Below are 22276 nucleotides of genomic sequence, written 5' to 3' on the forward strand. Positions count from 1 at the left end.
TGCTCCCGTGATCGTTCCTGCTTATGCCGAGATCGGCATCACCAGCAATTTCTCGTTCCTGCGCGGCGGCTCCGATCCGCGCGCCTATGTGCATCAGGCGAGCGAGCTCGGCATTCCCGTGATCGGCCTCGCCGATCACAACACGCTGGCCGGCGTGGTGCGCGCCTACAAGGAGCTCGATAACCCAGAGGTCGCGAACAAGCCAAAGCTCCTGATCGGCGCGCGGATCGTCTTCATTGACGGCACGCCGGACATACTCGTCTATCCAAGGGACCGCGCCGCCTACGGCCGGCTCTGCCAGTTATTGACCCGCGGTAAGCGCGGCAACGACATCGTGCGGATCGAGAAGGGCGAATGCCATTTGAAGTTCGATGATCTTCTCGATTTCGCCGAGGGCCAGCTTCTGGTGCTGGCGCTGCCGCATCGTTTTGACGCAGAAAGTGCGCAAAAAATTCTGGAGCGGTTGAAGGCAAGCCGCGCCGACGGCGTCTGGCTCGCTGCCAGCCTGCTGTACCGCGGCGATGACAAGCGCCGCCTCGCGCATCTGCACCATCTAGCGCGCACCGCCAAGGTGCCGCTGCTCGCGACCAACGAGGTGCTGTACCACCATCCCGCCCGCCGCCGGCTGCAGGATGTGCTGACCTGCATCCGGGAGAAGACCACGATCGACGCGATCGGCCGGAAGCTCGAAGCCAATGCCGAGCGCTACCTGAAGCCTATCAATGAAATGGCCCGGCTGTTTCGCGATCTGCCCGAGGCCATCTCGGAAACCATGCGCTTTGCGAAGCGGATTTCGTTCTCGCTCGACCAGCTCAAATACCAGTATCCGGACGAGCCGGTGCCGCCGGGCAAGACCGCGCAGCAGCATCTCGAAGACCTCACCTGGGCCGGCGTCGACAAATATTTCGGCGGCGTGATCGACGACAAGCTGCGCGCCACCCTGCGCAAGGAACTCGACCTGATCGCCGAATTGAAATACGCGCATTATTTCCTGACCGTGCATGACATCGTGCAGTATGCGCGCAGCCAGAACATCCTCTGCCAGGGACGAGGATCGGCGGCGAATTCGGCGGTCTGCTATGTGCTTGGCGTCACCTCAGTCGATCCGACCAAGGTGGATCTCTTGTTCGAGCGCTTCATCTCCAAGGAGCGGCTGGAGCCGCCCGACATCGACGTCGATTTCGAGCATTCGCGGCGCGAGGAGGTGATGCAGTATGTCTACCGCCGCTACGGCCGCCACCGCGCCGCGATCATCGCCACCGTCATCCATTATCGCCCGCGCAGCGCGATCCGCGACGTCGGCAAGGCGCTCGGCCTGACCGAGGACGTCACCGCCGCGCTCGCCGACACGGTGTGGGGAAGCTGGGGCAAGGGCCTCAACGAGATGCAGGTCCGCCAGGCCGGGCTCGACCCGCAGAACGCCATGGTCGAGCTTGCTGTCGAACTCGCGACAGAATTGATCGAATTCCCCCGCCATTTGTCGCAGCATGTCGGCGGCTATGTGCTGACGCAGGACCGGCTCGATACCTATGTGCCGATCGGCAATGCCGCGATGGACGACCGCACCTTCATCGAATGGGACAAGGACGACGTCGACGCGCTTAACATGATGAAGGTCGACGTGCTGGCGCTGGGCATGCTGACATGCATCCGCAAATGTTTTGACCTTATCGCCGGCCATAAGGGCGAGCGCTACGAACTCGCCGACATCAAGGCGATCGACAATGACGATGTTTTCAAGATGCTGCAGAGAGGAGAGTCCCTCGGCGTGTTCCAGGTCGAGAGCCGCGCGCAGATGAACATGCTGCCGCGCCTGAAGCCGAAGACGTTTTACGATCTCGTCATTGAGGTCGCGATCGTGCGGCCCGGCCCGATCCAGGGCGACATGGTGCATCCATATTTGCGGCGGCGGAACAATCAGGAGAAAGTGAGCTATCCTTCACCGTCGCCCGAGCATGGCCCGGCGGACGAATTATATCGCGTGCTGCACAAGACGCTCGGCGTGCCGCTGTTTCAGGAGCAGGCGATGCGGATCGCGATCGAGGCAGCCAAATTCACCTCCGAAGAGGCCAATGGCCTGCGCCGCTCGATGGCGACCTTTCGTAATCTCGGTACTATCGGCAAGTACGAAGACAAGCTGATCGGCAACATGGTCGCGCGCGGCTATGATCCCGAATTTGCCAGAAGCTGCTTTGACCAGATCAAGGGGTTTGGCTCCTACGGCTTTCCGGAAAGCCATGCTGCGAGCTTTGCCCAGCTCGTCTATGTCTCGTCATGGCTGAAGCATTATCACGCCGACGCCTTCTGCTGCGGCCTGCTCAATTCGCAGCCGATGGGCTTTTACGCCCCTGCGCAGATCGTCGGTGATGCCCGCAAGAACGGCGTCGAGGTGCGCGAGATCGATGTGTCCTTTAGCTTTGCGCAGAACACGCTGGAAAAAGGTGAGGGGAAGTATTGCGCGGTGCGACTCGGCTTCCGCCAGATCGACGGGTTTCATTGGCTCGATGAAGACGAGGAGAGGTTGAAGCAGCTTCAATCTTCATTCCGGGATGTGTCGGTCAACCGCACGGGGACAGTGCTCCCTCTCCCGCTTGCGGGGGAGGGGTGGGGTGGGGGTATCTCCACGAGTCACACTGCCCGTGTGGAGAGAGCCCCCACCCGGATCGCATCATTCGATGCGATCCGACCTCCCCCGCAAGCGGGAGAGGTAAGGGGTCCCCTTGGATCAACTACTGCGGGAACTCGTGACTGGGCCGACCGCATCGTCGCCGCGCGCAAGCGCCGGCCGTTCACCTCGCTGGAAGAATTCGCCCGCGATACCGGCCTGCCGAAGCGCGCGCTGATCCTGCTGGCGGATGCCGATGCCTTCCGCTCGATCGGGCTCGACCGCCGTGCCGCGCTCTGGGCGGTGCGGCGGCTGCCGGACGACGTGCCGCTGCCGCTGTTTCAGGCCGCGGTCGCCCGCGAGCAGCCCGACGAGAACGCAAGGCCGCTGCCGGAGATGCCGCTGCCGGAGCAGGTGGTCGCCGACTACCAGACGGTCCGCCTGTCGCTGAAGGGCCACCCGATGGAGTTCCTGCGCGAGATGTTCACCAGGGAGCGCGTCGTTCCCTGCAAGGACGTCAACCACAGGAACGACCGTCGCCGCGTCAGTTGCGCCGGCGTGGTGCTGGTGCGCCAGCGTCCGGGCAGCGCCAAGGGCGTCGTCTTCATGACGCTGGAGGACGAGACCGGCATCGCCAATATCGTGGTGTGGCCGAAGGTGATGGAGCAGTACCGGAAAGAGGTGATGGGCGCGCGCCTGATCCTGGTCGAGGGCTATATTCAGAGCAGCCCGGAGGAGGTCACCCATCTGGTGGCGCAGCGGATGTTCGACCGCTCCCACGATCTGATCGGCCTCGCCAATGATGCCCTTCGCAAGCACCCGGTGCCGGCCGGCCTCGCGCTGGTCGAGCCGCTCAACGACGACCGCCGCGACCACACCGATACGCCGGCGCAAAAAATCCGCCACCCGCGCGACGTCCGCATCCTGCCGCCATCACGGGATTTTCATTGAGCTTGCAACGTTCCCTTGGCTTGATCGCCGGGCGACGAAACGCTTCACGGCGCGGCGACCTTGTCGGCACGGAAGTAGACATCGGCCTTCATGCCGATCGTGAGCTCGCCCGGCGCCGTCAGTCCGACCACGACCCGGACGGCATCGACGTCGGATTGATTGCGCGAGCCGGGCGGATCGAGCTGGCCGGGCTCGATCAGCGGCGCAACCGATGAGACGCTTCCCTCGAACTCGCGGCCGGGAAATGCCGTCGCCCGTACGGTCACCGCCTGACCAACTCTGACGGCGCCAATATCGCGTTCGTCCAGCTCCGAGCGCACGCACAGCGCAGAGAGATCGGCAAGCTGCAGCGGCGGCTGCGGCGAGCCCGGTGAAACCGCCTCGCCCTCGCGCACATTGACCTGGAGCACGGTACCGTCGATCGGCGCCCGCACCGTCATCTTGTCGAGCGCGGCCCGCGCCACGCTATATTCCGCTCGGGCGATATTGAGCTGGCCCTCCAGCGAAGTCGGCAAGGCGTCGTCATCGATGGTGCGAAGCTCGCCTTGCCGCGACGACAGCTCGTTTTGTGCGCGGGTCAATGCCAGCCGGGCGGCGGTCAGGTCGGCCTCGGAACCGCTTTTGGTTCGGAGCTTCGCAGCAGCCCGATCGACGGCGGATCGCGCGTCGTATAGCGTCCGTTCGGCCTCGGCCACCGCATCCTGGACTCTGCGCCGCCTTTTTTCACTCGATGTCGCAGACTTTTCGTCCCGTGCACGCTCGCGCATGGCGACCTGAATCTCCGCCGCTGCCAACCGCGCGCGAAGCTCATCGTCAGCCAGCTGGATCAGGGGCTCGCCGGCAAACACCTTGTCATTGGCCTTCACCAATACCTTGTGAACCACCCCGACGACAGCCGACGCGACCTTGATCTGACCGGAGCAGGCTTCAACACGTCCCGGCGCAACGGCCTGCCAGCGTTTTTCCTGCGGAGTCTCCGCCGACGAACTCCACATCGGCTTTACCGGTCCCATTTCTGCAATCGCAAACAGCACGACGCCGGCTGCAATCAGGGCCAGGACGACAGCCAAGACTATCCGGCGCTTGAACATGAATAACGGTCCTCCAGCCTTTCACACACTCACTGCAGCTTGCCGCGCTGCTCATCGATGATCCGTCCATCCTCGATATGGACGACGCGATCCGCAAAGGGCAACAGCCGCGGGTCATGCGTCACGATCAGCACGCCGTGTTCGCGTTCCCTGGCGACGTCGGCAAGTATCTTCATGATCGCCTGGCCATTCTCGCCATCGAGTGCGGCGGTCGGCTCGTCGGCAAGAATGATGGATGGATTTCCGACAATGGCCCGGGCGATCGCGACGCGCTGTTGCTCGCCGCCGCTGAGTTCGCGCGGATACGCCTTTATCTTGTGGGCCAGGCCGACCTTGGCCAGCGCCTCGCGTGACCTGAGCCGTGCCGTCCTCGAGCGCTCGCCGCGCACGTCGAGCGCCAGCCTCACATTGTCGGCGGCAGACAGGGTCGGAAACAGATGAAACGACTGGAAAACAAAGCCGACATGCTCGCGCCTGAGACGAGCCAGATTTTCGGGATCGGCATCCGCGGTCGAGTGTTGGCAGATACGGACTGTTCCCGCGGTCGGCGTCAGCATGCAGCCGAGAATGGACAACAGCGTGGTCTTGCCGCTGCCGGAGGGTCCCATGAGCAGTGTCAGCTCGCCGCCCCTAAGCGCCAGGCTTACGCCCTTGAGCGCCGCCACCTTGGCCGCCCCGCTGCCAAGGTCCTTCGTGACGTTCACCGCCTCGAGCAATGGTTCGGTCATCGCGTGAACACCATGGCAGGGTCGATGCGGGTGACCTGAATGATCGCAGCAACGGATGATCCAATGCACATGACGATGGTCAGCAGAAACAGACCGCCGACCAGCCATGGCGTGATGACGATCGGCAATGCAGTCGCCGCCGTCACTTGCACGACGAGGCCGCTGACGAGCGCGGCGATCGAGAAGCCGACAACGGCGCTGAGCAGCGCCTGCCAGACGATCACCTTGTAGATATATTCCCGGGAAGAACCCATGGCGCGCAGCGTGGCAAACTCATTCAGGTGCTCTTTCGTGCTGGCATAGAGCGTCTGGGCGACCACGACGGTGCCGACAATCACGCCGAGCAGGGCGCCTGCGAACAGAGCCGCGCCGGCGCCGGTGCTGAACAGCCAGAAGGTGCGGCTGCGCTCACGAAACTCGGCCGGCGTAAGAATTTCGACGTCGGTGATATCAGACGTCAATCCACGACGAACTTGATCGAGGTTGGCATCGGCGGTCAGGCGAACAAGGAGATAGGTGGCTTTGCCGGACGGAACGCCCGTGTGCGCCCGCGCCCGATCGACGTCCATGAAGACGAATGGGGTCGTGGTGAATGAGCGGATGCCGCTCGTCACGGCCGCCACGCGCACGGGCTGCTGCCGGATTTCAGCGGTCGCCCCCACGCCGGAGATGCCAAGACGATCGAAATAGCTCCTGTCGACCGCGATTGCTTTCGGGCTCGACAGCGCCTCGATCTGGCCGTCCACCACGTCCCACGGCTGTAGGCCGCCCGCGCGCAGATCCGAACCGACGACGAAAACCGGCGTCATCGCACCGCTCGGCATGCGCCAATCTGCAAATCCGATCACCAGGGGGATGGCATCCGCCACGCCGTTGATGGCAAGCGCGCGATAGCGGTCACGTGTGTTCAGCAAAGATGGGTCCTCAAAGCACTTCGTTCCACGCGGCATGACCCAGAGATCGGCGGAGGCGTGGTCGATCATCGTCGTCACCATGCGCCCAAAACCGAGATAGAGACCCATCTGGATGGTCACCAGAACGATGGAAAACACGATCCCGATCACAGTTGCCGTGAAACGCAGCCGGTCATGAAACAAATTCCGGAACGCGAGGGTGAAAACCAATGGCATGCTGTTGGGGCTCGATTACCTTGTCTGTAACGCCAATTCGCTCTTCATGCGCCGCGCGCTTCCCGGATGGTCTGGCGTGGTCGCAGGACCGGCAGCGCGCCGCCGATTGCAGCGGCACTGGACCAACTCGCGATCAGCGTCCCGCAGAATACGATCACGGCCTTGCCGATTGCAAACAAGCCAATGCCGAGCAGCGCGTATTGCAGCCAGACGGCAAACACGTAGTGGATCAGATATATGCGGTAGGCATTGCTCGAGAGACTGTCGAACGCCCACGCGCGCCAATGCGAAAAGCGCAGGCAGATCGCCAGCGAGCACAGGCAACTCGTCGCGCATGCGACGGCAAAACCTGCGCCGGCCGCCAGTTTCGCGACAACCGGCGCGTTATCCCAATCCGGCAGGGTCGCCGACGTCGCCGCAGCCCAAAGCAGGAAGCCGGCAAAGGCTGCGGCCAGGCAAGCGACCCAGCGCCGCGCCAGAATTCCATCGCAACGGAGCAAGCCGCGATCGAGGCCATGGGCCCCGAGCGCAACGCCGGCAAGGAAATAGACGAGATAGTGCAGGGGACGGCTGGGCTGAAACGCCATCGGCCCGATATTCACCCATGCAAAGGGCGAATAGGCCAGCGTCAGGGGAATGTAGACCACCGCAGAGATCGTCGCCAAACCGGCGACGAACCGCACCGGATTGTCATCAGCGAATGCCACCAATCGAACGAGACGCAGATTCCATCCGGGTTTGAACCGGTGGGCGACGGCTGCGAGAATAGTGAAGGCGATAAGCTGTCCCAAGAACCACTGCGGTCCGCACGGCCAGAACGGCAGCACGAGCCAGCTTTGCCAGAAGGCGCCGAGGCCGGGATCGATCGCGGTCGTGCGATAGGCGGCGTAATAGGCCAGTGGTGAAAGAAAGATGACGGCCAGCGCCATCGGCAAGCCAATCCGCAGCAGGCGGTCGGACAAAAATTTCCGGCTTCCCTTGCCCGCAAGACTCGATGGGACGAACAGGCCGGAGAGGAAAAACATCAGGCTCATCAGGCCGACGTCCTGCCAGGCGCAGAACAGGTCGAAGCCGAACCAGCGCTGGCTGTCGATAATCGGAAAAGCCAGCCACAGGTAAGGCGCCTGGTCGAACGGATACGGGGTGGGCGGCAGGAATGCGAGGTACGGAAGCACCGAATGGAAAGCCAGCACGATCAAGATCACAACCGCCCGAAGATTGACAAGGGCAAGGCTTGAACTGCTCATCCGCGAGGCCTCGTACCGACTGCAGGGATACGCACCAGAGAGGGCCCCGGTTCCACATCGGAAACTCGTCCTCGATCATTTCGCCTGCAATTCGCCGCCAAGGTGACGATTTGGCGGCGAGATCAGACTGAGTGCGTGCGAGAAGGGGAGTGGCCCATCGGATCGGGCAGTCAGGCGCCTTTGGTCCGCACCAGGGCCCGCCAGTTGCACTGCAGCAACTAACGGGGGCGGCCATGTCGATGAAGTTTGTCCAGTTATATTTGGGTTCGCGGGACGATGCCGGCTCCAGGCGAGGTGGCGCGCAGCTGCGCGCGGATTATCTCGGCCGATCCAGAGCCTACCAGTAGATCAGTCCCCTTGGCACCGTTGCGGCGCCGCTTCTCGTAAACATTGCTGCGAGCCGCTGCTTTTCAGCGCAATGTGCAGCCACTGCGTCGTAGAGCCTCGCCTCCATGAACGGGACGTGTTCCTTGCCGGTGGACGCTGCATCGGCGGTCGCGGATATCAGCGCACTGATTTGGCGTATCAGAAGATCGTCTATCGATGGCTGCATAACTTTCTCCTTCGATCTCGATCCAACAAGATGATCCCTGATTGCGGTTTATCGCAAGTCAGCAAATGCCTGCTGCGACAGATTGCTCGACTTCATCGGGCGAGGGTGACCCTGCGCATCTCCTGCAACCGAGCCAGACAATATTCCCGGTAGAGTATGTTGATGAGCGTCCACATGATCGACCCCGATGTCTGATCAGCGGCACGCTATAACGGCTTCGTTTCCGGATCTCTTCCTCGGCCGGGAAAATGGCTTCATACCGGCGGCCGAATACTTCATCCCGCCGCGGCCGACGAAATACCCTCACGGTGCGGTGACCGTCATGTACCCCATGCGCCGGATTGTTCGAGCGGCGTTGAACCCCTCGCGGCCTCTGCGGTACGATCCAACCGCGGCTCACCGGGCCATGCACTCAATCCTTCTTCTCTTTGCTCTCTCCATCCTGCCCGATCTGTAGATCGCGCTCGTCCTTCACCATCGTGAGCAGCCGCAGCGTGAGGAAGGTGAGCGCCGCGATCGTCACTGCGACGTCGTAGCTGCCAAGGCCGACGGCAACACCGATTGCACCTGTCGCCCAAAGGCTCGCTGCCGTCGCCGTGCCCTGTACGGTGGTACCCTGCTTGAGGATCGCGCCGCCGCCGATGAAGCCGATACCGGTGATCACCCCTTCAATCACCTTCGACATGCCGTCGGGAGAATTCACCATCAATTGTTCGCTGGCCTGCACGAACCCGCAGCTTGCCAGCGCAACCAGCGGAAAGGTGCGAAGGCCGGCGCTGCGCGCGCGCTTTTCGCGATCCCACCCGATCGGTACGGCGAGCGCAAAGGCCGCCGCCAGCGCGACAAAATGAACGCCTATCTGAAAACGGTCCAAAGCCCGCCCCTGAAACGAAAATGCCGTCACTTCGCAACCCGCGTCTAACGCGGCGGTGCGGCACAAGGTTTCAGGACAGGTTGTCGCTACTGGGTGCTGGCGGGGCCGGGCGCACTCGATACTTCACTGGCGATCACGGCATCGCTCCGGTACTGCGGCAGGTGATGCTCGAGCGAATAGACCACGCACAGTGCAAGGCTCGACCAGACCGCCAAGCTGAAATACAGCGCCATCCAGGTCATCTCTTCCTTCCACTCGGCATGGTCATGCGTCACCACCCAGCGCGTCGCCACGTCGCGCAGGCCCTCGCGCGGCGTCAGGCGCTTGTTGCCGTCGGCATCCCCGGTGCGCCAGCGCTTGAGATACATCGGCACGTCGACCGTCATCAGAAATGCCAGAAAGCAGGCGATGCCGGCGATGGCGACGATGAGGATTGCCCGAACGATGCCGGTGAATTCCGGCAGCAGGCGGCACAGCGCGACGCCGATGGCGAAAAAGGCGACCGCCCACAGCGAATTCTCGACCGCGTTGCCGAGATAGTTCCGGGTCAGCACCGCATACCATGACAGGAATTCCGCTATCAGGATCAGCGGCACGATCAGCCACGCGACATTCACGACCGTATCCGCGCCGGTCATGATGCCGAGGTGATGCAGGATGATCGCCCATTGCACCACGAAGCAGACCTCGGCGATGGTCGCCACCGAACGGCCGACCATGACGCTGGACAGCCAGGTGTCGAACAGGCAGATCCGCTGCACGTCCGCGCGCGGCAGGAAGGAGCGGAAGGCGCAGCCGAACACATAGGCCGCGCAGAACAGCAGCATAATGCCGATGCTGGAAGGGCTGCCAGCGGTCCCCGCCGACGCCACCGGAAGCTCACGATAGAGCACGAACCAGACGGCGATGTTGACGCCGCTGACCAGGGTCAACAGACCCCACCACCGCGCCACAGGGTTCGACCAGGCCAGGGAACGTGACCGTGCCTGCCATTCCAAGCTCATTCACCGCTCCGCCGTAATCGAAATGACACCTAACTGTAATAATACAGTCATGTGTCGAGGCCAATCACGATGAGAGCAGGCAGGCAATTATGACAGTCGGGCCGATTGAGCTCTGCGGCTCAAAGCGAGCCAGACGGCCAGGCGCTCAGGCCAAAAACTTCACGCCGTAGGTCTTGCCGCGGCGCCAGACCACTTCGCAGGACTGGCGGGTCGAATGTTCAGGCACCAGCGCCAGTTCGAAGCTATCCCTGATGTCGAACGCGGCATCGGTGACGATCTTGGCGCCGCCCGGCGAGACGTCGAGGACGATGCATTCGATCTTCGTCATCCCGTTGTCGATCGTCATCCATGTTGACCGCTTGCGCAGCTGGCGTCGCGGCTCGCGCTGCACCTTTGTCCGTTGTTCGTCGACAATCATCCTGCCCATCCGTCGTTGGACCCAGTTGGCTGGGTCTTCGAAGCGGACCTCATAGTGAACGCAACTTCGTAAAGTTCCCTTAGCCTATTGATTCAAATTGACCGGTTTGTCTGGGGAGTTGTAAGCCCTGCGCGCGCAACCAGGCCAGCGTGGCCACGTATGTTCGGCATCGCCGGATGCTGACGATTTGGTTGCTGCAGAAAGCGTATCTGCCGTGCTGCGCGCAGACCGCACGTCCGAATGCAGTTTCAACCAACCCGAAAAATGCTTAGTGTCCGCGGCAGCCCGGGACGACATGGGGGAAGCCCGGCGCAACAAAACCAACACCCCCAAATCATCTCGGAGGAAGTCATGCGTCGGATTAGTTTGGCGATTATTGCAGCGTGCGCCGCCGTAACCGTCTGCGGCGAGGCGGGGGCACAACAACCTACACCGTCCCCCACGGGGGTGCCTGACCAGATGCCGTTCGATATTCCTTATGGCAATTCGATCACCGCCGATCGCGCCGCCGAAGTCGTGAAGGCGGTGATGGCCGAGGCCACCAAATCTCCGCGCAACTGGAAGCTGGCGATTTCCGTCGTCGATACCCATGGCGAGCTCGTTTACTTCTACAAGATGGACAGCACCCAGCATGGTTCGGTGGCGATCTCGCAAAACAAGGCGCGCACCTCGGCGCGTTATCGCCGTCCGACACAGATCTTCAACAATGCGATGCAGACGCCGGCCGGCGGCTATCTCATCACGCTGGATTCGCCGCCGCCGACCGCGTCCCCCGGCGGTTTCCCGCTGGTGGAGGGCGGCAAGATCATCGGCGCCGTGGGCTGCAGCGGTGCCACCGGCGACCAGGATGCGGTGGCCTGCAAGGCCGGCGCAGAGACGATCAAGTAGACCTCGCTCGAAAGCATGGGGTGGGCACAGCGCGTGCGCGCCGTTGCCCAACCCACGCTGCGTCAGGCGCCGGCCGCTGCGAAGAACGCCTCAGGCCCATCCAGCTCGACCAGCTTCTTCCTTTCAATCAGCCAGAACCGGTTGCCGACTGTGCGCACGAAACTGCGGTCATGCGACACCAAAAGAGAGCTTGCCTGGCGGCCGATCAATTCCTCCTCCAGGGTTTCCCGTCCTTCGATGTCCAGATGGTTGGTCGGTTCATCGAGCAGATAGAAGTTCGGCTCGGTCAGCCGCAGCAACAGCAGGCCGAGGCGGGCCTTCTGCCCGCCGGAAAGCCGGCCGATCGGGCGTGCCTGCATTTCCACGGAAAGGCCGGCGCCGGCCAGCAGCGTGCGCGCCCGCTGATCGCCGACGCCGAAGCGGGCCGTGAGCGCGCGCATCGCCGTATCGCTGACAGCGAGATCGGCGAGCGCCTGATCGCCGTAGCCGAGCACCAGCGACTGCGTGGCCTTGATGCCGGCATGCATTGCAGCTGGATTCTCAATCGCCGCGCGCACGAGGGCGACGAGCCGGGTCTTGCCGGCGCCGTTCGCCCCGAGCAGCACGATCCGGTCTCCCTTGCAGATGAACTGTCTGCCGGTCCTGAACAGCAGCTTGCCTTCCGGCGTCTCGACGGCCACATCATCCAGCGTCACCAGGACCTTGGCGTGCGTGCCGCGATTGGCCAACCGGATCTTGCCGGCCGAGCGTTCGAGATGGGCGGGCTGCGCCGCGTCTTCCAGTCTTTCAGCGCGTGCTTTCAACTGCCTGGTCTTCGACAGCAGCAGGTCGCTGCCGGAGTTGACGCCGATATTGTTGAGCTTGGCCGCCTGCTGGCGAAGCTTCTGCGCGGTTTTCAGATCGTTGTGATAGCGCCGCTCGTCCGATGCGTCGGCTTCGCGGAGCGCGGCGCGCGCCCGCGTGTAGGACAGTGCATACGCCTGCGACTGCTCCGGCCGCAGGAACAGTGTCCGGTTCGTCGTCGCATCGAGAAAGGCGCGGTCGTGGCTGGATATGACGACGGGCATTTCACGCGGCAGCGCGTTGATCCAGTTTTCGAGCTGGCCGATCCGGGCGAGGTCGAGATGGTTGGTCGGCTCGTCGAGCAGCAGCACGTCGGCGTTCATCATCAGCACGCGGGCGATCATCGCGAACCGCTGCCAGCCGCCGCTCAAATGCTTTAGCGGCCTCTGCCGCAGCGCGTCGGGCACGCCAAGCGAATCGAGCGCGACATCCACCCGCCAGCCGTCGCTGGATCGTTGTTCACCGGATAATAGATCGAGCACGGCGGCATGGAGCGGCATCTCCAGCAGGTCCGCGGGCACGTTCTGCTCGACATGACCGATTGTGAGCCCGCGCGCGCGGATGATCTCGCCTTCGCTGGCCTCCATGGCCGCCGCGATGCAGCGCAGCAGCGTGGACTTGCCGCGGCCATTGGCGGCGACGAGCCCGATCCGGTCGCCGGGATTGATCGTGAGGTTAAGCCGGGAAAACAGCGGCACGCTCAGCGTGACGCCGAGATTGCGGAGGGTAATGAGCGTCATGATCGTTCTCTGGTCCTGCCGGCGAGCACGACGTCTGGCGGCCAGCGGCCATCATCGAACGTCGGCGTCAGAGCACGGCGGTTGATTGAAGTGCGGGCGCGCATTCAAAAAGGCGCGACACCGCACGGCCACGAGGGCAGACCAGAAAGACGTTTTGTCAGAAAGGCGTTTCTGAAATCGTCTGGTCAGCCCTGCAAACGCATTTGCAGGGCACAACCCGGGCCATGCTGGCGATAATGCCGGAAAAACGTCGTCATCGCACGGCCCTCCTTTCTTGATGACGTCAGACTAGCGAGGTCGAGAAGGAACGGCAAGCAAAAGCCGCTCTTAGAAATTTACCCGGTTCGAGATCGCGCCGTCGACGACGAGGTTGGAGCCGGTCGTGAAGGACGAGGCGGGGCTCGCCAGAAACACCGCCGCGTTGGCGATCTCCTGCGGCGTTGCCATCCGGCCGGTCGGGTTGCGCGCCAGCGCATCCTGGTAGCGCTTGGGCATGTCGCGCTCGACCATGTTCCAGACGCCGCCCTTGAAATAGACCGTGCCTGGCGACACCACGTTGACGCGGATCTTCTTGGCTGCATGCTGCCGTGCCAGACCCTTGGCCATGTGGATCAGCGCAGCCTTGATCGGGCCGTAGGAGCTTGCGATGTCGGCCTGCGCAGCTGAAATCGAGGAGATGATGATGAAGGCAGCATCGCCGGTCTTGCCGCCGCTGGTCTCGAGAAACGGCCGTGCCGCCTCGAACGCATTGACCGCGCCGAGAACGTCGAGCCGGAAATTCTGCTCCCAGGATGCGGGATCGCCGCCTTGCGCCATCGCGCCGGCATTGGAGAACAGCATGTCGATGCTGCCGAGTTCGCCCGCCACATCCGCGATCCATGCTTTCAACGCGCCGGCGTCGGTCAGATCGAGCGGCGCCCCGGTCGCGCGCACGCCCTTCGCCTTGAGATCGGCAACGGTTGCCGCGACCTGATCGGCATTGCGCGCGCAGACGGCGACACCAGAGCCTTCCGCAGCCAGCGTTTCCGCAATGGCCCGCCCGATGCCCCGCGTGCCACCGAGCACCACGGCGTTTCTGCCCTTCAAACCCAAATCCATTTTTGTTTTTCCTTGCGTGAGTCCGCGCGCATTGTAGCGGTGATGCCCATGGAAGCGCAAACCGTTCGGCAAAACCCCCCGGGAGTTCAGGTGAGCATTCCGCCTCACACTCATTTGTCGTCACCGGCCTTGTGCGCAATTGCGCACTTGGCGGGTGACCCAGTATTCCAGAAACGCCGATGATTGAATCGATGCGCCGCGGCGTACTGGATCCTCCGCCTTCGCGGAGGATGACGGTGGCGTGGGCGGCGCTGGTTTGTGCGTCATTACTCCGGCGCGGCGCCTACCGGCGGGCCGCCGGGCGGGCGGTGCAGGAAGGTGATGGTTGCGTAGGCGCCGAGCCAGGAGCCGAGGGCGGCAAAGGCGACGTAGACCCAGTTCTCGGTATAGCTGATGACGGCGTAGGACGAGAGCAGGTACCAGATGCTGCTCCAGGTCGCCGCCGGCACGCGCTTGCGCGCCACCACCGCCGAGGTGAACATGACGTAGACGGCATCGGTAGCGGCGGTTGCAAGCAGAACGGCTCCCGCCGTCAGGGGATCGATGGCAGCCATTGCAACTCCTCTGGAGGTCGGGCAGAGCTTTTGAAAACTAGGGAAGCGCCACGCCGATGCAAAGCCCCCGCGAAATCCTTTTCGATGTCTGGACCTCCGTCGGCGGCGCGGCGTCCGCGCTCGATGCAGTCATGCTGACCGGCGAGGAGCCGCAATTGCCGTCCTCGTTTCGCGTCGCAGCGGCCGCGCAGGTCAGCGTCGCCGCCAGCGCGCTGGCCGCGGCCGGGATCTGGGAAATGCGCAGCGGAGAGGCGCAAGAGGTTACGGTCGATATGCGTCATGCTGCCGTCGAGTGCCGCAGCGAGCGTTATCTGCGCGTCGACGACAAGCCGCCGCCGCCGGCCTGGGACGCGATCGCCGGCGTCTACAAGGTCCGCGACGGCTTCGTGCGGCTGCACACCAATTTTCCCCACCATCGCGACGCCGTCTGCAAGGTGCTCAATTGCCAGGCAGAGCGCGAGACGGTTCAGGCCGCGCTGATGCAGTGGGAGGGCGAAGCGTTCGAGACCGCGGCCTATGCGAATGGTGGCGTCGTCGCCTTCATGCGCTCCCATGAAAAATGGTCGGCGACGCCGCAGGCGACAGCGCTCGCTGGGTTGCCGCTGATCTCGATCACGAAGATCGGCGAGGCCGCGCCAAAACCGTGGCCGCCCGGCGAGCGGCCGCTTGCCGGTATCCGCGTGCTCGATTTGTCGCGCGTGATCGCGGGGCCGGTGGCGGGCCGCACCCTCGCCGCGCATGGTGCCGATGTGCTGCTGGTCTCCGGCCCCGAGCTGCCTGATATCCCGTGGCTCACCATCGACACCGGCCGCGGCAAGCTGACGAGCTTTGTCGAACTCAAGAACGAGCAGGGGCGGGGGGTCTTGCGCGAACTGCTGGCGGAGGCGGATATTTTTTCGCAAGGCTACCGGCCGCGTGCGCTCGCACGCCTCGGCTTCTCGCCGGAGGATGCTGCACGCATCAATCCCGGTATCATTTATGTCACGTTGTCGGCCTACGGTGCCGCCGGGCCGTGGGCGGAGCGGCGCGGCTTCGACTCCTTGGTGCAGACGTCGACCGGATTCAACCATGCCGAGGGGCAGGCCGCCGGCATCATTGGGCCAAAGGAATTGCCGGCGCAAATGCTCGATCACGCCACCGGCTACTTCATGGCGTTCGGCGCCATGATGGCGAAAGCGCGCCAGGCGCGTGAAGGCGGCAGTTGGCACGTCCAGGTGTCCTTGGCGCAGACCGGACGCTGGCTATGGAATCTCGGGCGGGTGGCCGGCGGGCTGGATACCCGGGATCTTACGGGGGAGGCGGGGATGCCCTTTATCGAGGCGATGGATTCAGGCTTTGGTGCGCTGCGATCGGTCAGGCATTCAGCGGTTTTGTCAAAAACCCCGGCATTTTGGGCCCGCCCGGCGATGCCGCTCGGCAGCCATCCACCGCAATGGCCCTCCCGCGATTGAGGCACTTATCCGCGCTTCTCCAAACTTTAACCTCGCTTGGAACCTCATTTTCGATTTTTAGGTTGTCTAAATTGCCAATTGCGCACTATTAGCGGATAGGTGAGGCAAAACGTCGCTGAGTAGCCCGGGCCCGCATGCTGAACGAATTAATAAAGCAATCGCAGCCGCTTAGTCGGAAGCGTTGGGCTATGATCCTGACGCTGGTCGGGCTTGCGGGCGCTGGGCTCTACGGCTTCTCGAAGATCGGCGGCACCAAGGCGGGGCACTCCGAAATTTCGAGCCAGTCCCGCAAGGGCATGCAGCGCTACACGCCAAGCCCCGCCGAATGGGCCAGCCTGACCATTCAGCCCGTCACCGAACGCGGCTTCCGCGCCGAGCACGTCACCGAAGGCAAGATCGCGATCGACGAAGATCGCTCGACGCCAGTGTTCTCGCCCTATGCCGGCCGCGTCACCCGCCTGCTCGCCAAGCCAGGCGATAGCGTCGTCAAGGGGCAGCCGCTGTTCGTGATCGAGGCCGCCGACAACGTTCAGGCGCAAAACGATTACATCGCGGCGATGACCGCGATGAACAAGGCGAAGTCCGCACTCGATCTGGCGCAGTTGCAGGGCCAGCGCGCCAAGGATCTGTTCGAAGGCAAGGCCGTTCCGCTGAAGGATTATCAGCAGAGCCAGGCGACATTGATCCAGGCGCAGAACGACATGCGCTCCTCGGAAACGGCGCTGCAGGCGGCGCGCAATAAACTGCGCCTGCTCGGCCTCACCGACGAGGACATCGCGACCTTCCAGGAGAAGGGCCGCATCAATCCTGAAATCACCATCTTCGCGCCGATCGCCGGCACCGTGGTCCAGCGCAAGATTGGCCCGGGGCAATACGTCAATGCCGGTGCCAGCGATCCCGTCTATGTGATCGGCGACCTCTCGACCGTCTGGCTCACCGCCTTCGTCCGCGAAAGCGACTGCGCCAATGTCGCGATCGGGCAGGACGTAAGCTTCAACGTGCTGGCGCTGCCCGGACGGTCGCTGACGGCGCGGATCAACTACGTCTCCACCGCGATCGATCCGGCGACGCGACGGCTGCTGGTACGCGCCACCATCGACAACAAGAACGGCGTGCTGAAGCCCGAGATGTTTGCCAACGTCACGATCTATTCGGCGAACGACCGTCCGGCGGTCGGCGTGCCGAAGCAGGCGCTGATCTATGAAGGCGATCAGGTCCGCATCTGGGTCGCACATCCGGACAAGACGATTGAATTGCGTCAGATCAAGCCCGGCCTCACCAATGGCGATCTCGTCGAGGTGGTCGGCAATCTGAAGCCCGGCGAACAGATCGTCACCAAGGGCGCTCTTTTCATCGACCGTGCCGCGTCCGGCAGCTGACCCCTCACTGAAAGCTTCGATCTGAATGGATCGCCTGATTGCCCTAGCTGTCAGCCGCCGTTATTTGATGGTCGGCATGTTCGTCGCGGTGCTGATTGGCGGCGTGCTTGCATTCAAGCAGCTCAACATCGAGGCCTATCCCGATCCGACCCCGCCGATGGTCGATATCGTGACGCAGAGCCCAGGCCTGTCATCGGAAGAGATCGAGCGCTACATCACGATCCCGATCGAGACCCAGGTCGCCGGCATCAAGAACCTGCGCACGATCAGAACCATCTCGCTCTACGGCCTGTCCGACGTCAAACTGCAGTTCTCCTTCGACTACACCTATGAAGAGGCCTTGCAGCAGGTGCTGAACCGCCTGGCGCAATTGCCGCCGCTGCCAGGCAATGTGCAGCCGACCATCTCGCCGCTCAGCCCGATCGGCGAGATTTTTCGGTATCGGCTGAAGGGTCCGCCGAACTACAGCGTGCTCGATCTCAAGACGCTGCAGGACTGGGTGCTGCAGCGCCGCTTCCGCTCCGTGCCCGGCGTGATCGATGTCACCGGCTGGGGCGGCAAGACCAAGACCTATGAGCTGCAGGTCGATTTCAACAAGCTGGTCGCCAACGGACTGACGCTGCCGCAGGTGCTGCAGGCCGTCGGCAACGCCAACATCAATGTCGGCGGCAACACCGTCAATATCGGCGCGCAATCCGCCGTGGTCCGCGGCGTCGGCCTGATCCGCTCGATCGACGACCTCAACAACACGATGGTGTCGCAGTCCGGCGGCAACCCCGTGCTGGTCCGCGACATCGCCAATGTCACGATCGGCGAGAAGCCGCGGCTCGGCATTGCCGGCCTCGACCAGGATGACGACATCGTGCAGGGCATCGTCCTGATGCGGCGCGGCGAGCAGAGTTCGCCGACCATCGCGCGGGTCGAAAAGCTGGTCCATGACATCAATCATTCCTCGATCCTGCCGCCAGGGGTGAAGATCGAGCGCATCTACGACCGCAAGGACCTGATCGACCTCACCACCCACACCGTCCTGCACAACATGGTGGTCGGGATCCTGCTGATCGTGCTGCTGCAGTGGATATTCCTCGGCGATCTCCGCAGCGCGCTGATCGTCGGCGCGACGATCCCGTTCGCGCTGTTCTTCGCCGTCATCATCCTGGTGCTGCGCGGCGAATCCGCCAACCTGCTTTCGGTCGGCGCGATCGATTTCGGCCTGATCGTCGACGCCACCGTGATCATGGTGGAGGCGATCTTCCGGCGCTTGACGCAGACCACCGCGCTGTCGGAAGCCGAGCAGAGCCACATCTCCTTCGAGACCACGATGGGCATGAAGAGCCACGCGATCCTGTCGGCGTCCGCCGACGTGTCGCGCTCGATCTTCTTCGCCGCCGCCATCATCATTGCCGCCTTCCTGCCGCTGTTCACGCTGAGCGGTGTCGAGGGCAACATCTTCGGCCCGATGGCGCGGACTTATGCCTATGCGCTGGCCGGCGGCTTGATCGCGACCTTTACGGTGACGCCGGCGCTCAGCGCGATCATCCTGCCGTCGCATCTGCATGAAACCGAGACCTGGATCGTGAAGCAGCTCGACCGGCTCTACGTGCCGGTGCTGAACTGGGCGATCGTCAACCGCAGGATCGTCATGACCGGCGCCGCGGGCCTGGTGCTGCTCACCATCGCACTTGCGCGGCTGCTCGGCCTCGAATTCCTGCCCAAGCTGGAGGAAGGCAACCTGTGGATCCGCGCCACGCTGCCGCCGACCATTTCGCTGCAGGAGGGCAACGCCTACGTCAACGAGATGCGCAAGATGATCCGTGCGCGGCCCGAAGTGGAATCGGTGGTCTCCCAGCACGGCCGCCCCGATGACGGCACCGACGCCGCCGGCCTGTTCAACGCCGAGTTCTTCGCGCCCTTAAAGCCGATCACCGAATGGCCGGGCACCCGCGACAAGGACGAGCTGACCGCACAATTACTCGGGCAATTGCAGGACAAATTTCCCGGCGTCGAATTCAACTTCTCGCAATATCTGCAGGACAACGTCTCGGAGGCGGTCTCCGGCGTCAAGGGCGAGAACTCGATAAAACTATTCGGCAACGATTTGCAGGCGCTGACCGATACCGCCAACAAGATCAAGTCCGTGCTCGGCACGGTGCAGGGCGTCACTGACCTTGCGGTGTTCACCTCGCTTGGCCAGCCGACGATCCAGATCGACATCGACCGGGCGCGGGCGGCGCGCTACGGCCTGTCGCCCGGCGACATCAACGCCACCATCAAGGTCGCGGTCGGCGGCGACAGCGCCGGCGACCTCTATGAGCCCGGCAGCGACCGGCATTTCCCGATCATCGTCCGCCTGGCGCCCGAATATCGCAAGAGCGCGGAGGCGATCCACAATCTGCGCATCGGCGTCGCCGGGCAGGGCGGGGCGATCACGCAGATTCCGCTCAGCGAGGTCGCCTCGATCAACCTGATCTCGGGCGCCGCCTATATCTACCGCGAAGGGCAGGAGCGCTACCTGCCGATCAAGTTCTCGGTGCGCAACCGCGACCTCGGCAGCGCCATCCATGAGGCGCAGGACAAGGTCGCCGAGCAGGTCCAGCTTCCGCCTGGATCTCGGATCGAATGGGTCGGTGAGTTCGGCAACCTCAAGGACGCGATCCGGCGGCTGTCGATCGTGGTGCCGATCAGCCTTGCGCTGATCGGCGTGCTCCTGTTCTTCAATTTCGGCTCGATGGTCGACACGCTGCTCGCGATGAGCGTGATCCCGATGGCGATCTTCGGCGGCGTGCTCGGGCTGTTCATCACCGGCATTCCCTTCAGCGTGTCGGCGGCGATCGGCTTCATCGCGCTGTTCGGCATCGCCGTGATGGACGGCATCATCATCCTGTCGCAGTACAACCAACTGATCGACGAAGGCTATGAGCGGATCCGCGCAGTGATCCGCACCGGCGAGCTGCAACTGCGGCCGGTGCTGATGACCTGCGTGGTGGCCGGCGTCGGGCTGTTGCCGGCGGCGATCTCGGAGGGGATCGGTTCGCAGGTGCAAAAGCCCCTGGCGATCGTGGTCGTCACCGGCATGATGCTGGCGCCGGTGGTCATCCTCGTGACGCTGCCGGTGCTGATCTCGGTGTTCTCACGCCGCGGGGCACGATAATGTATGGGCACATGCCCATACATTTTGCCCACTCGATTTGTGGTTGACGCCATCCCGCGGTCGCCCCTTGATACCCCAAGGGACAACCGCAGGAGCAAGCCATGCGGATCGAGGAAAGCCAGGGATTAACGGGGCCGGCCAACGGCCACGTGCCGCCCGTGAAATCGCCGGCCACCACCGAACAGATACTCGGAGAAATCCGCGAATTCTGCCGTCAGACGCAGACCGCTGAATCGACCTTCGGGCGGCTGGTCGTCAATGACGGCAAGCTGGTCTCGCGCCTGCGCGACGGCGCCCGCATCACGACCGGCACGCTCGACAAGGTCCGTGCCTATCTGGCCGAGCACCAGCCCGGATCCAGCGTAGCGGACGGCCAGGCATCGCCGGTGGCGAGACCGCACAACGGCGCGGCCGCGGCGCCTTCTATCGCGCCGCCGGGCTTCCGCTTCTTCGACAACCGGCAAAAATACTTGCTGTTCGTCTCGACCTGCAGCGAGAAGACCTAGGTCGGTAACCGCATCTCGCTCGAGCTTGGCAATCTGCAGCCGGCACCGCCGGCGCTGCGCATCTTCGACGCCGGGGTGGGCGACGGCACCGTGCTATCTCGGGTGATGCGGGCGGTGCATGCGCGCTTCCCGACAATGCCGCTCTATGTCGTCGCCAAGGAGATCAGCTACGAAGACGTCCGCCTGATGCTGGAGAAGATGGCGGACCGCCTGTTTGAGCACCCGGCGACCGTGCTCGTCGTCACCAACCTCTATTACGCCGAGGCGCCGTGGCTGACGCCGCGCTCGGTGACATCGGCGCAGGGTCTGATCTGGAAAGACGTCACGCTGACCGGCAACACCGCGCACGGCTTTGCCGAGCAGATCGGCCAGCTCGAAGGCTTCCTCGCCGAGAATTGGCGCGCCGGCATCAGTCCGGTCACCGGCAACCCGGTCTATCAGCGCCCCGTGATCCTGACGCTGCGGCGCGAGGACCATTCATTCCTGCTCGACCCGATCATGCCGCGGCCGGGGCGGGTGATGGCGGACTACGACCTCGTCATCGCCTCGCAGCCCTACCGGGCGCGGGCCAGCGTCGAGTTCAAGGCTTCGAAGGTCATCACGCCGCTGGTCAAGTCGCTGCGGCCGGGCGGGCGGCTGATCGGCATTCATTCGCATGGCAATGACCCCGGCAGCGAGATCATCGACCAGATCTGGCCCGGCGACGATCCCTTCAAGACCGACCGCTACGCGATCCTGCGCCAGGTCAAGCACGAGCTTGGCGCGGCGGCCCGCCACTACAATTTCAACGCTTCCTCCGATGCGCGCTCGATCTTCCGATACCGCATGCATACGCTGCCGGACGAGGTCAGCGGCCCGATCGGGACGTCGACGCTGTTCGCGGCCTGGAACGCTGCGATCTACGTGGCGCAGATCGAGGATAACAGGCTGTCCGAAGTCGTCCGCGACGGCCGCTATCTGGAGGCCACCGACCGCGTGCTGAAGAAACATGGCGGGCTCTGGTTCAACGACGAGACTTATGTCATCTCGCGCCGCCGCGCGCCGGCATGACGACGAGGAGGCGTC

The 22276-nt window shown here is 63.5% G+C and carries 16 protein-coding genes and 1 pseudogene; 6 read left to right on the forward strand and 11 right to left on the reverse strand.

Features of this window, described 5'->3' with window-relative positions:
* The first annotated feature begins 7 nt into the window (after window positions 1–7).
* On the forward strand, window positions 8–3556 hold the full coding sequence (locus tag RX331_RS11585; RefSeq protein ID WP_317258095.1) for an error-prone DNA polymerase: 3549 nt from the start codon (window positions 8–10) through the stop codon (window positions 3554–3556).
* 44 nt (window positions 3557–3600) lie between these two features.
* Here the strand turns inward: RX331_RS11585 and RX331_RS11590 are convergent, their stop codons facing one another.
* The 8 genes from RX331_RS11590 to RX331_RS11625 form a co-directional block, all read right to left on the reverse strand.
* Entirely contained in the window at window positions 3601–4626 is a 1026-nt protein-coding gene (locus tag RX331_RS11590) for an HlyD family secretion protein (protein WP_317256691.1), read from the reverse strand.
* Window positions 4627–4676: 50 nt separating this feature from the next.
* Entirely contained in the window at window positions 4677–5375 is a 699-nt protein-coding gene (locus RX331_RS11595; protein ID WP_317256692.1) for an ABC transporter ATP-binding protein, read from the reverse strand.
* Window positions 5372–6505 (reverse strand): ABC transporter permease, encoded by a 1134-nt coding sequence (locus RX331_RS11600; RefSeq protein WP_317256693.1) that lies wholly within the window; start codon window positions 6503–6505, stop codon window positions 5372–5374. The genes RX331_RS11595 and RX331_RS11600 overlap by 4 nt, the downstream gene beginning before the upstream one ends.
* A 44-nt stretch (window positions 6506–6549) precedes the next feature.
* Window positions 6550–7752: an acyltransferase gene (locus RX331_RS11605; RefSeq protein ID WP_317256694.1), complete on the reverse strand. Its 1203-nt coding sequence runs from the start codon at window positions 7750–7752 to the stop codon at window positions 6550–6552.
* A gap of 337 nt (window positions 7753–8089) precedes the next feature.
* Window positions 8090–8305 carry a hypothetical protein gene (locus tag RX331_RS11610; protein ID WP_317256695.1) on the reverse strand — a complete coding sequence of 72 codons (216 nt, stop codon included), beginning with the start codon at window positions 8303–8305 and terminating at the stop codon, window positions 8090–8092.
* 412 nt (window positions 8306–8717) lie between these two features.
* Window positions 8718–9179 carry an MgtC/SapB family protein gene (locus RX331_RS11615; protein ID WP_317258096.1) on the reverse strand — a complete coding sequence of 154 codons (462 nt, stop codon included), beginning with the start codon at window positions 9177–9179 and terminating at the stop codon, window positions 8718–8720.
* An 86-nt stretch (window positions 9180–9265) separates the two neighbouring features.
* A complete protein-coding gene (locus tag RX331_RS11620) occupies window positions 9266–10183 on the reverse strand; it encodes a hypothetical protein (protein WP_317256696.1) in 918 nt (305 codons plus the stop codon).
* A 145-nt stretch (window positions 10184–10328) separates the two neighbouring features.
* Window positions 10329–10601 (reverse strand): PilZ domain-containing protein, encoded by a 273-nt coding sequence (locus tag RX331_RS11625; RefSeq protein WP_317256697.1) that lies wholly within the window; start codon window positions 10599–10601, stop codon window positions 10329–10331.
* A 459-nt stretch (window positions 10602–11060) separates the two neighbouring features.
* Here RX331_RS11625 and RX331_RS11630 point away from each other — a divergent pair, with 459 nt between their 5' ends.
* Window positions 11061–11489, forward strand: a complete 429-nt coding sequence (locus RX331_RS11630; protein ID WP_317256698.1) for a heme-binding protein — start codon at window positions 11061–11063, stop codon at window positions 11487–11489.
* A 62-nt stretch (window positions 11490–11551) separates the two neighbouring features.
* On the opposite strand, the gene RX331_RS11635 is transcribed toward RX331_RS11630, so the two are convergent.
* From RX331_RS11635 to RX331_RS11645, 3 genes are all read right to left on the reverse strand, one after another.
* Window positions 11552–13072, reverse strand: coding sequence for an ABC-F family ATP-binding cassette domain-containing protein (locus tag RX331_RS11635; protein WP_317256699.1), 1521 nt, complete (start codon window positions 13070–13072; stop codon window positions 11552–11554).
* A gap of 327 nt (window positions 13073–13399) precedes the next feature.
* Complete coding sequence (locus RX331_RS11640; protein ID WP_317256700.1) at window positions 13400–14170, reverse strand: SDR family NAD(P)-dependent oxidoreductase; 771 nt, start codon at window positions 14168–14170, stop codon at window positions 13400–13402.
* 266 nt (window positions 14171–14436) lie between these two features.
* Window positions 14437–14724 carry a hypothetical protein gene (locus tag RX331_RS11645; RefSeq protein WP_283033477.1) on the reverse strand — a complete coding sequence of 96 codons (288 nt, stop codon included), beginning with the start codon at window positions 14722–14724 and terminating at the stop codon, window positions 14437–14439.
* A 56-nt stretch (window positions 14725–14780) separates the two neighbouring features.
* Here RX331_RS11645 and RX331_RS11650 point away from each other — a divergent pair, with 56 nt between their 5' ends.
* The 4 genes and pseudogenes from RX331_RS11650 (at window position 14781) to RX331_RS11665 (ending at window position 22261) form a co-directional block, all read left to right on the forward strand.
* Window positions 14781–16175 (forward strand): CoA transferase, encoded by a 1395-nt coding sequence (locus RX331_RS11650; RefSeq protein WP_317256701.1) that lies wholly within the window; start codon window positions 14781–14783, stop codon window positions 16173–16175.
* Window positions 16176–16363: 188 nt separating this feature from the next.
* Window positions 16364–17554, forward strand: a complete 1191-nt coding sequence (locus RX331_RS11655; protein ID WP_410708184.1) for an efflux RND transporter periplasmic adaptor subunit — start codon at window positions 16364–16366, stop codon at window positions 17552–17554.
* A 25-nt stretch (window positions 17555–17579) separates the two neighbouring features.
* On the forward strand, window positions 17580–20705 hold the full coding sequence (locus tag RX331_RS11660; RefSeq protein ID WP_317256703.1) for a CusA/CzcA family heavy metal efflux RND transporter: 3126 nt from the start codon (window positions 17580–17582) through the stop codon (window positions 20703–20705).
* A 101-nt stretch (window positions 20706–20806) separates the two neighbouring features.
* Window positions 20807–22261 (forward strand): annotated as a pseudogene (locus RX331_RS11665) (hypothetical protein).
* The last annotated feature ends 15 nt before the right edge of the window (window positions 22262–22276 follow it).

The sequence above is a fragment of the Bradyrhizobium sp. BWA-3-5 genome (assembly GCF_032917985.1).
Taxonomy (GTDB): domain Bacteria; phylum Pseudomonadota; class Alphaproteobacteria; order Rhizobiales; family Xanthobacteraceae; genus Bradyrhizobium.

Excerpts from the sequence above, each read along its gene's own strand:
- RX331_RS11620 (WP_317256696.1), bottom strand. The coding sequence starts at position 10,183 with ATGAGCTTGGAATGGCAGGCACGGTCACGTTCCCTGGCCTGGTCGAAC.
- RX331_RS11650 (WP_317256701.1), top strand. The coding sequence starts at position 14,781 with ATGCAAAGCCCCCGCGAAATCCTTTTCGATGTCTGGACCTCCGTCGGC.
- RX331_RS11625 (WP_317256697.1), bottom strand. The coding sequence starts at position 10,601 with ATGATTGTCGACGAACAACGGACAAAGGTGCAGCGCGAGCCGCGACGC.
- RX331_RS11630 (WP_317256698.1), top strand. The coding sequence starts at position 11,061 with ATGCCGTTCGATATTCCTTATGGCAATTCGATCACCGCCGATCGCGCC.
- RX331_RS11655 (WP_410708184.1), top strand. The coding sequence starts at position 16,364 with ATGATCCTGACGCTGGTCGGGCTTGCGGGCGCTGGGCTCTACGGCTTC.
- RX331_RS11595 (WP_317256692.1), bottom strand. The coding sequence starts at position 5,375 with ATGACCGAACCATTGCTCGAGGCGGTGAACGTCACGAAGGACCTTGGC.
- RX331_RS11640 (WP_317256700.1), bottom strand. The coding sequence starts at position 14,170 with ATGGATTTGGGTTTGAAGGGCAGAAACGCCGTGGTGCTCGGTGGCACG.
- RX331_RS11660 (WP_317256703.1), top strand. The coding sequence starts at position 17,580 with ATGGATCGCCTGATTGCCCTAGCTGTCAGCCGCCGTTATTTGATGGTC.
- RX331_RS11610 (WP_317256695.1), bottom strand. The coding sequence starts at position 8,305 with ATGCAGCCATCGATAGACGATCTTCTGATACGCCAAATCAGTGCGCTG.
- RX331_RS11605 (WP_317256694.1), bottom strand. The coding sequence starts at position 7,752 with ATGAGCAGTTCAAGCCTTGCCCTTGTCAATCTTCGGGCGGTTGTGATC.
- RX331_RS11635 (WP_317256699.1), bottom strand. The coding sequence starts at position 13,072 with ATGACGCTCATTACCCTCCGCAATCTCGGCGTCACGCTGAGCGTGCCG.
- RX331_RS11600 (WP_317256693.1), bottom strand. The coding sequence starts at position 6,505 with ATGCCATTGGTTTTCACCCTCGCGTTCCGGAATTTGTTTCATGACCGG.
- RX331_RS11645 (WP_283033477.1), bottom strand. The coding sequence starts at position 14,724 with ATGGCTGCCATCGATCCCCTGACGGCGGGAGCCGTTCTGCTTGCAACC.